This window comes from Peribacillus sp. P4_C12 (assembly GCF_056402095.1).
In genome coordinates, this window is record NZ_JBFUIB010000117.1 from 1 (window position 1) to 9358 (window position 9358).

The 9358-nt window shown below is 40.2% G+C and carries 12 protein-coding genes and 1 other annotated feature; of the genes, 1 reads left to right on the plus strand and 11 read right to left on the minus strand.

All coding sequences use genetic code 11. The features are described 5' to 3' along the window. Positions 1-34: 34 nt before the first annotated feature. Complete coding sequence (locus AC1DUW_RS15090) at positions 35-415, plus strand: hypothetical protein (protein ID WP_053347249.1); 381 nt, start codon at positions 35-37, stop codon at positions 413-415. Positions 416-479: 64 nt separating this feature from the next. Here AC1DUW_RS15090 and AC1DUW_RS15095 read toward each other — a convergent pair whose 3' ends face one another. The 11 genes from AC1DUW_RS15095 to AC1DUW_RS15145 all read right to left on the minus strand — a co-directional run. Continuing rightward, a complete protein-coding gene (locus AC1DUW_RS15095; RefSeq protein WP_477642869.1) occupies positions 480-1052 on the minus strand; it encodes a TVP38/TMEM64 family protein in 573 nt (190 codons plus the stop codon). Between the two features lie 63 nt (positions 1053-1115). Continuing rightward, positions 1116-1388, minus strand: coding sequence for a DUF1294 domain-containing protein (locus AC1DUW_RS15100; protein ID WP_477642870.1), 273 nt, complete (start codon positions 1386-1388; stop codon positions 1116-1118). 70 nt (positions 1389-1458) lie between these two features. Further along, the gene (gene rplT, locus AC1DUW_RS15105; RefSeq protein ID WP_034309067.1) at positions 1459-1818 is read right to left on the minus strand and encodes a 50S ribosomal protein L20; all 360 of its coding nucleotides are present in this window, start codon (positions 1816-1818) and stop codon (positions 1459-1461) included. A gap of 35 nt (positions 1819-1853) precedes the next feature. Continuing rightward, positions 1854-2054 (minus strand): 50S ribosomal protein L35, encoded by a 201-nt coding sequence (gene rpmI, locus AC1DUW_RS15110; RefSeq protein ID WP_034309070.1) that lies wholly within the window; start codon positions 2052-2054, stop codon positions 1854-1856. A 34-nt stretch (positions 2055-2088) separates the two neighbouring features. Continuing rightward, positions 2089-2589 carry a translation initiation factor IF-3 gene (gene infC / locus AC1DUW_RS15115; protein WP_053347252.1) on the minus strand — a complete coding sequence of 167 codons (501 nt, stop codon included), beginning with the start codon at positions 2587-2589 and terminating at the stop codon, positions 2089-2091. A gap of 98 nt (positions 2590-2687) precedes the next feature. After that, positions 2688-2824 (minus strand) — a sequence feature (ribosomal protein L20 leader region). Between the two features lie 126 nt (positions 2825-2950). After that, positions 2951-3445 carry a GNAT family N-acetyltransferase gene (locus AC1DUW_RS15120; protein ID WP_053347253.1) on the minus strand — a complete coding sequence of 165 codons (495 nt, stop codon included), beginning with the start codon at positions 3443-3445 and terminating at the stop codon, positions 2951-2953. A gap of 83 nt (positions 3446-3528) precedes the next feature. Beyond that, positions 3529-3705 carry a hypothetical protein gene (locus AC1DUW_RS15125; RefSeq protein WP_477642871.1) on the minus strand — a complete coding sequence of 59 codons (177 nt, stop codon included), beginning with the start codon at positions 3703-3705 and terminating at the stop codon, positions 3529-3531. Positions 3706-3809: 104 nt separating this feature from the next. Next, positions 3810-5741: a threonine--tRNA ligase gene (gene thrS, locus AC1DUW_RS15130; RefSeq protein ID WP_056529270.1), complete on the minus strand. Its 1932-nt coding sequence runs from the start codon at positions 5739-5741 to the stop codon at positions 3810-3812. A 440-nt stretch (positions 5742-6181) separates the two neighbouring features. Further along, positions 6182-7018, minus strand: a complete 837-nt coding sequence (gene ytxC / locus AC1DUW_RS15135; RefSeq protein ID WP_053347255.1) for a sporulation protein YtxC — start codon at positions 7016-7018, stop codon at positions 6182-6184. Positions 7019-7138: 120 nt separating this feature from the next. After that, positions 7139-8077 (minus strand): primosomal protein DnaI, encoded by a 939-nt coding sequence (gene dnaI, locus AC1DUW_RS15140; protein WP_477642872.1) that lies wholly within the window; start codon positions 8075-8077, stop codon positions 7139-7141. Further along, positions 8064-9358, minus strand: a 1295-nt coding sequence (locus tag AC1DUW_RS15145) for a replication initiation and membrane attachment family protein (protein WP_477642873.1), incomplete at its 5' end; no start/stop codon positions are given. The genes dnaI and AC1DUW_RS15145, both read right to left, overlap by 14 nt.

The window sequence follows — 9358 nt, forward strand, 5'->3', positions numbered from 1 at the left end:
TGAAAGGAATCACTCTGTTTAGGGAGGTAGCTACATGGTGTTAATATTGCGGTTCTTTATTTTGGCTCTCATCATCTTCTTAATATATACGACTATCAAATATCTATTTAATCCAAAACGAAAATTAGAGCTGGCACATGAACAGAAAAAGTTCTTTCTGCTCGATGATACAAAGAATATACACAAGAATTTTTTATTGACGTACAATGGGGTCATGTTTGAAGGGGAAAAGTATTTAGGAACGACGGAACGCTCCTTCGAGGTTATCTCCATCTTCATTTGGCCTAAGAAAATAGCCGATTTGAAAGGTTTGAAGCGCAATGACTTTTTAAAAATCGAAGCATCCATAAAAAAACAATATCCGGATGCCTTGATTGATTGGAAAAGCCCTGTAAAGGAATTTTTGGATAACTAAAACATATCGAGTGGTGTTACAACTGCGTACTTAAGAGCCTTGAGGAAATTGCACTCAAGGCCCTTTATTTATCATGTGAGCGGAAAAATTCTTTCCAGGGAACGACCGTCTGCTTTTCTCTTAATAAATAAAGCAATAAGGTTAATGATAATAAAATAATGACGATTAATGTCGGGCTGAAATCTGCAATATAATGGCCAAACACTGTATATACGAAGGCTACAGGGATATTCGTCATGAAGGATAAATAAAAATAGTTTTTCAACCCTTTATTGGATTCCAGCAAGCAAAGCGACAATAAATAAAAGTGTATAAACGGAATAAGCCTCAGCACCGCAATTTGTCGGCTGTTAAGCTTTCGGTTTCCAAACAGCTTATTTTTAAGTCGTAGAAGCTTATCCTTCGTTTTCGGAAATTTACCTATTACAAAATAAAAGGCCATACTGGACAACGTCAAACCGATTATGGAATAGATAGTTCCTAATGCTGCACCGAATAAAACACCACCAGCCATGCAAACCACGATAACAGGAATGAATAAAAATTGCCGTAATAAATGAAAGGTAATAAAGATTAATGGCGCAAACACGCTGCCGGATTGAACGTAGCTCATCACAAGTGTCAGTTTATCATTCATGTTTTCCCCCCAGCTACTCTTTGCTGCTTCTACAAGCATATACACTAAACGAGCTACATATGACTATCGAATTAAGATCTTGATAAGTAACCCTATTTGGATGACCATCAAAACCGGCAGTCCCCACTTAAAGGAGGTATGCTTCGTTTTATGATGGAAATGTTTCATTCCAAGAAAGCTCCCAGTTCCCCCACCTATGACTGCCCAAAACCAGAGTGTCTTTTCGCTGATACGATACTTCCCATTGCGTGCTCTCTTTTTGTCGACTCCCATTATGACAAAGCCTACGATGTTAATGATAAACATAAAGGCAAGAATGATCCAAACTCCTTGCATTCCTCTCTCCCCCTTTAAATATGTAAAAAGCCACCCTCTTGAAAAAGAGAGTGGCTGATATCAGTCAGACTTATTTGTCTAATTGTTGTTTAGCAGCAGTTGCTAATTGAGCAAAAGCTTGTTCGTCAGCAACAGCAAGATCAGCAAGCATTTTGCGGTTTACTTCGATACCAGCAAGCTTTAAGCCATGCATTAAACGGCTATAAGAAAGACCGTTGATGCGAGCTGCAGCGTTGATACGAGTAATCCAAAGTTTGCGGAAATCACGTTTTTTCTGACGACGGTCACGGAAAGCATAGTTTCCTGACTTCATTACTTGTTGGTTAGCTACTTTGAAAAGAATATGTTTCGCGCCATAGTAACCTTTAGCTAATTTTATTACCTTTTTACGACGTTTGCGAGTAACAGTACCGCCTTTTACACGTGGCATGTTATTTCCCTCCTATTTAACTCGATAAATCGAACTTATTTAATATTGTCTAGCATATGACGAATACGTTTGAAGTCACCTTTGCTTACAAGGCTAGCTTTGCGAAGCTTACGCTTTTGCTTAGTAGATTTGTTAGCAAATAAATGGCTTGTGTAAGCGTTAGAACGCTTAAGTTTGCCGGATCCAGTCTTTTTGAAACGTTTAGCAGATCCGCGGTGAGTTTTCATTTTAGGCATAAGGTATTCCTCCTCATTACAAATTACTTTACAATTACTTTTCGGCTTTTGGTGCTAAGATAATGAACATGCTGCGTCCGTCCATTTTTGGATGTTGCTCGATTGTAGCCACTTCTTTACATGCTTCAGAAAAACGAACGAGTACACGTTGACCAATTTCCTTATGTGTAATAGCACGTCCTTTGAAACGGATAGAAGCTTTTACTTTATCGCCTTTTTCAAGGAATTTAATACCGTTGCGAAGCTTAGTATTGAAATCATGTTCTTCAATCGTCGGGCTCAAACGAACCTCTTTAAGACTGATAACTTTTTGATTTTTACGTGCTTCCTTGTCTTTCTTTTGCTGCTCGAAGCGGTGTTTTCCGTAGTCCATAATCCGGGCTACCGGAGGCTTTGCATTTGCAGCAACTAAAACTAGATCAAGATTTACACGAGCGGCAATTTCCAATGCTTCGAGTTTCGTTTTAATTCCAAGTTGTTCTCCGTTTTGGTCAATAAGACGAACTTCACGGGCTCGGATGCCCTCGTTTACCATCGCGTCTTTACTAATAGTTAGCCACCTCCAAAGATATTGGCGAATACGAATATTTGAATCAATTCGGTCACGCTCACAACTCGCTTACAGGATATAATCATAATAAAAAAGTGTGGATGCATGCTGCACCCACACTGATAGACTAATTCAGAAAGATCCAAATAATCAAATCATGACCTGTTAACTGCATCGTTTGCGTCAACCAGGTGAGAAGCGGGTGCTTCTTCTTTTCCTCAAACACGTATTCAATTCACTTTAGAAATATATCATAAACACTGATGACTTGTCAAATGCTAATTTATTCGTTTTTCACAACAGAATTAATCTTATCAGACATTTTGTTATTTGACAATACGTTTTTTTAAAGAAATTTAGACAAATAGTATTCGTCATGATACATTTCATCGAAAAATAATGAGTCCCGTTTCGTTCCTTCTAGTACAAAACCCATCTTTTTATAAAGGGAAAGTGCTGGTTCGTTGTTAGCAATAACGGTCAATTCAAGGCGCCGGATTTCATATGCCAGTGCCTGCTCCTCCATTTTTTGAAACAGCTTCGTTCCGACTCCTTTTCCTCTCTCTTGTTCGGATATGCCGATGACAATTTTGGCAGAATGCTTTGTTCTGCTAAGTTCATTGCCCAATAATATGAGATATCCTATCAAGTCGTGGCCGCTTGCTGCAACGAGGAAAATGGAGCGGGGGTTATTTTCAATTTGCTCGATTTGCCTCTCCAATTTGTTCTCCGTTGCTTTTCTTTCACCCGGATTGTACAACATGAACCCGGAATCTTCAACATGATTGAACAGAGCTGCCAATTTTCCCGCATCTTGCCTTGTAGCCTTCCGTATCTCCATTTCTCCCCACTCCCTCATATAAATATTTTTTTGGGTAATTAGCTGAATTACATCTTGGATCTATTAACTAGAGTCTTCAAATGTTACGGGTTTTCTTTTGCCTTTTTCTTTTTCTTTTTCTCAATAGCATCCCACGCAAATAGAACTATCCAAAACAACAGGACCGGGACAATAGCATATTGTCGATAACCATCCAGTAACAATAAGATGATGACGACAAGAAATGTTGGCCCGAATAGATAGGAAAATTTCTTATTCATGCTGACCACTCCTTTTCATTGTTGACTATACTTTCACATGCTGTTGTTATTAATCATGCATTATGCAAAAGAGAGACACAACAATATGTGTCTCTCTTTTGATGTTAACGACTTACTTCTGCTTTAATCGCTGAAACAAAGTCTTCAAACGCGACTGTTTCTGATTTTTGTTCACCGTATTTACGTACGTTCACACTGCCTTCTTGGGCTTCATTGTCACCAACAACCAGCATGTACGGGATTTTCTGCATTTGCGCTTCACGGATTTTATAACCAATTTTCTCGTCACGTGTATCCAAATCAACACGGATGCCTTCTGCTTTAAGTTTTTCTTGCACTTCTTTGGCATAATCCAAATGAACTTCTGGTGAGACCGGAATCACTTGTGCTTGGATAGGTGCCAGCCAAGTTGGGAATGCCCCCTTGTATTCTTCGATTAAGTAGGCAACGAAACGTTCCATTGTGGAAACAACTCCGCGATGGATAACGACCGGACGGTGCTGCTTGCCGTCTTCACCGACATAGTTAAGATCAAAACGTTCAGGAAGCAAGAAATCAAGTTGAACAGTTGAAAGAGTTTCATCTTTTCCTAAAGCTGTACGTACTTGAACGTCAAGCTTCGGACCGTAGAATGCTGCTTCACCTTCTGCTTCAAAATAATCTAGTCCAAGTTCATCCATCGCGCTTTTCAGCATGCTTTGTGCTTTTTCCCACATGGCGTCATCATCAAAATACTTTTCTTTATCCTGCGGATCACGGTAAGACAGACGGAATGAATAATCCTTAATATCGAAATCTTTATATACTTCCAGAACCAAGTTCACAACACGTTTGAACTCTTCTTTAATTTGATCTGGACGGACGAAAATGTGAGCATCATTCAATGTCATCCCACGTACACGCTGTAGACCAGAAAGAGCGCCTGACATTTCATAGCGGTGCATCAAGCCAAGCTCAGCAATCCGGATTGGTAGCTCGCGGTAGCTGTGGATGCCGTTTTTATATACCATCATGTGATGCGGACAGTTCATCGGACGCAGGACCATCTGTTCGTTTTCCATCTCCATGACTGGGAACATATCATCCTGGTAATGATCCCAGTGTCCAGATGTTTTATAAAGGTCAACGCTTCCCATTACAGGTGTGTATACGTGGTCATAGCCCAAACGTTCTTCCTTGTCAACGATATATCGTTCAATTGTGCGGCGAATTGTCGCACCCTTTGGTAACCACATTGGGAGACCTTGCCCAACTTTCTGTGAGCTCATGAACAGGTTCAATTCTTTTCCGATTTTACGGTGGTCACGTTCTTTAGCTTCTTCTAGGAAACGTAGGTGTTCGGATAGTTCTTCTTTCTTAAAGAAAGCAGTTCCGTATATACGTTGAAGCATTTTGTTTTTGCTATCGCCTCTCCAGTATGCACCGGCGACGCTTAATAGCTTGAATTCTTTAATTTTCCCAGTAGATGGAACGTGGATTCCGCGACAAAGGTCAAAGAATTCACCTTGCTCATAGATTGTTACTTGCTGATCAGCAGGAATAGCATCGATCAATTCCAATTTATACTCGTCACCAATTTCTTTGAAACGAGATATGGCTTCGTCACGACTTACTTCGATGCGAGCAATTTCCAAGTTTTCATTAACGATTTTCTTCATTTCTTTTTCAATCAAAGGAAGATCTTCAGGTGTTAATGATTCCTCTAGATCCATATCGTAGTAAAAACCGCCTTCGATGACAGGGCCGACACCGAATTTAGCATTTTTGTAAAGACGTTTGATCGCTTGTGCCATCAAATGAGCTGTACTGTGGCGAAGCACTTCAAGCGCATCTGCTGCATCTTGTGTGACGATTTCAATTGTACCGTCTTCTTCAATTGGACGTTTCAAATCATATAATTCACCATTGAACTTTCCAGCAATGGATTTTTTTCTTAAACCAGGGCTGATGGATGCAGCAATGTCTTCAGTAGTAGTACCTTTAGCAAACTCCTTCACCGCTCCGTCAGGAAATGATATTTTCAGTAATTCAGACATTCAGTTTCACTCCTTCTTATTTTTAGAACAATCTGTTTTCAGTTATAGGCATCCGAGCGAGAAATCTAATTACAACACAAAAAGCCCGCCCCTGTATAAAACAGGGACGAGCTTAATAATCATAATCATTAACCCGCGGTTCCACCCTCGTTTCACCTTGCTTTTCACGGCAAAATGACACTTGTAACTTGGTAACGGCAGCTTCCCGTCAACTCATAGTCGCAATCTAATTGCTTTCCGAGCCGAAGTTTAAAGGTGGTAAGTGATCTATGCGAATAGGAAGCTTACAGCCTTTTGGCTCCCCTCTCTGAAAATCGGCGACTAGAATACCCGTGTCCTCATCATAACTTTTGTTTTTAATAGTATGTAGGAAATTATAATTTGTTATACGGTGAAAATCAAGGTTAATTTTCTGTTTTGTTCATTATCCCCAAAAAAGATTATTCAAACGCCTTCGAAAATGCTGAAAGCGGCAGGACAGTCGCCCGCTCCTCGAAAATCCGCGCCATTGTTTGAATCAGGCCTTCTTCCTTGTCATCGGTATAGATGTACAAGTTTTCCGGAGCAATCGATAACAGCGGGGCAAGTATCACCGTATCGAGAAAAAGTGAACTTTTGGCAAGGAGCCGCCTGTCAATCATACTATTGATTTTTGGACGGTCAAGCTTGCTGAATTCCTGATCATAGAATTGAAAACCGTCTCGATTGACAAGATGAAGCTTTGGTAATTTCGATTCCTGCCCATGCAGGCAATCACGGAGCGTAGCAATAAAATTTTGATAGTCCTGTTCCAACTTATATTCATCAATCGCCTTGACCACATACTTTTCCAACGTATGCTGAAATGATTTTAAACGGAAAGTCGTAAAAGAATCGAATGAAAAAGACACCTTCCCCGCCAAAATGCTTTGAAGCCCTTCCTCAATCAATTTTTTTTCCGTACTGAATAACATCCCTTGACACCTAGCTCTTTCTCCTTCAATAATCGATGATGCAATTTCGGTAATCGCTTCAATTTCTTCTCGTTCTCTATAGAAAAATTTACTAATTATGATTTGTTCAATCACAGGAAGCATCTTTTCTTCCAACAAAAAAGAATGAAATACTTCACTGAGCAGGATTAGCCATTTATCACCTACTGACTCTGTCATATCCACATACATACCTTGTTGTGGAAGAAATCGAATGTATGGTTGAAATTCTGCCCCTAACGGATGGACAGAAACTAAATTCAGTAATTTTAATGCCTCTGAATCATTTTGAAACGAAATTTGCACTACGACATCCCCCCTTCCCCCTTGCTTCTTTTTTCATGTATATGGGGATAGGGACTTGTTTAGAAGTAGGATAAGGCTTGTAATAGAAAAAAGTGACCTCTAATAAGAGACCACTTTCCACTATCTTCTCCGATTTATTCCATCAAGCTTGACCGGTTCTGCTAAATATTGAATTCTTTCCAATACTCTGGCCGCTTTCACTTCTTCCTTCTCACCGCGCTGTGAAAAGGTTAAGTGATTTTCAAGGCCATTCATGTCAAAATTCGAAGTGAAAAACGTAGGCAGGTTTTCCAGCATCCTAAATTGCAAAATTGGCCCAAAGACTTCATCGCGTCCCCAGCTTGTCATAGACTCGGCTCCGATATCATCCAGCATAAGAACAGGTGCTGTTTTAACCATTTCAATTTTCTCATTGACGGTATTATCGCCAATCGAGCCCTTTAGTTCTCTTAAGTAGTCCGGTACATAGACGATTAGTGAGGATATTTGCCTTTCAGCGAGTTCATTGGCAATTGCCCCCAATAGATAAGTCTTGCCAACGCCGAACTTCCCATAAATATATAATCCTTTTTGTCTTTTACCCGGCTCATACTCCATAATGAATGACATCGCTTTACCTAAAACACCTATACGTTTGTTTTCATCATCCGTTTGTGAAAAGTCTTCAATCGTAGCCTTTAAAATATCCTTTGGCACATAAAGACTGCGAATCAATTTTTCGCGTTTTCGCTTTTCATCCTCTGCCAATTTCCGCGGACAGATTTCATAATTCAAATTAAGGGCCTTCCCTTGAACAACCAGTTTGGGATAATAGCCATGCATCATATTGATACAGCCATCCAAACTTGGACATTTATCACACTTATTACTTTGCGAAGTAAATTCATAAAGCTTCCCTAAGTTTTTATCAATCATTTCCTTCGTAACAGTCGAACTATTGGCATTCAAAAATAGCCGCACCTGTTCGTCTTCAAAAATTTCCTGTTTTAACTTTTCATAACGCTCCTGAAATTGGTTTGTATTAGCCAATTTATTAAGGGAACTATTAATCTTTTCCATCGTTCATTTCACCTCCAGCTTTCCACTGCTTCCATTTCTCCTGAAGCTCGCGTTTCTGTTCATCTAATTCAGGCTGATCCACTTTCTGCTCCTGCTGTGTTTCTTCTTTTTTCTCAAGCCATTCGGGAACCACTTCTTCCCGAATCGTCTTTTTCCGGCCGCCTTTTGCAACGTTTCTGCTTCCTTGAGCCCAATCCTGATATTTCCGGTGCTCATTTTTAGCTAGTTCCATCGCTTCGATGACAGTAGACACCTTCAGACGTGCCCAATGGCCCGCCAGTTTTTCCACATAGCCCTTTGTGAATTTCATATCTGTTTTGAGCATAACATATTCAATTAAGACATTGACGACCCCCGGATTTAGCTTTTGGTTGATCATCACACCTTCTACCACTTTCAAATCACCGCTGGATGGCTCTGCACCGCCTGACAACTGCATTAGCCGGTCGCGCGGGGAAATCGTCTCCAAATGACGGATTAGCTCTTGTTCCTGCGTTTTCGGTTCTTCTTTTTGTGTTCGTTCACGTATCGGCTGCACGCGATTGACAAGGGAAGGCATATCGGCCTGTCGCTCGATTTGGTACCAGTCCCTTGCCGCCTTTCTTAATATTTCCTCATCGATCTCATCATCCAATGAAACGGCATCCATAACTAGTTTTTGCATTTCAAGCGGATCAATGCCATATAAAAAGGCAAGTTTGGCAATCGTACTTTTTATTTTCGGAGTAAAGGCCTTTTTCGGCACGATTGATGATTTTATTCCGGCTAACAAAAGGTCAAAATCAAATAAGCCGTCAAATCCCGATGGCTCGACTCCATCCGCTCGATTGATATATTGCTGTTCGGGCAAAGGTTTCCATTCGTTTTTCGCTTCATCTGTTACATATAAGGAGTCCAAATGATCTGATGAAAACACCTCTGCAAAAGATTTTGTCACACTTTCATACTGATCCGTTAAAATGTGATCATCGCAAAAGAATCTCTTTAACCGGTTAAATTGTACTTTGCCAATTTTTTTGTATAAGTATATATTCAGCATACCATCAGTGAAAAACTGTTGAGGGGACAGCGGCGAATTTAATTCGTAAATAAATTCCTTCGTATCTTCTTTCGATTTCTTATACACATTCAGCAGTCCGATTCCCTCAAGCAAAAGGCGTGCTTCGTAGATATCGCCTAATTTAAGGCCAATTGTATTCATTAATTGATAATGTGAGGAAGCTTCCGACCAGAGCCGATTTTCCTCTAACTCACTCCATAAGGTCATGTATAGGCTAATAC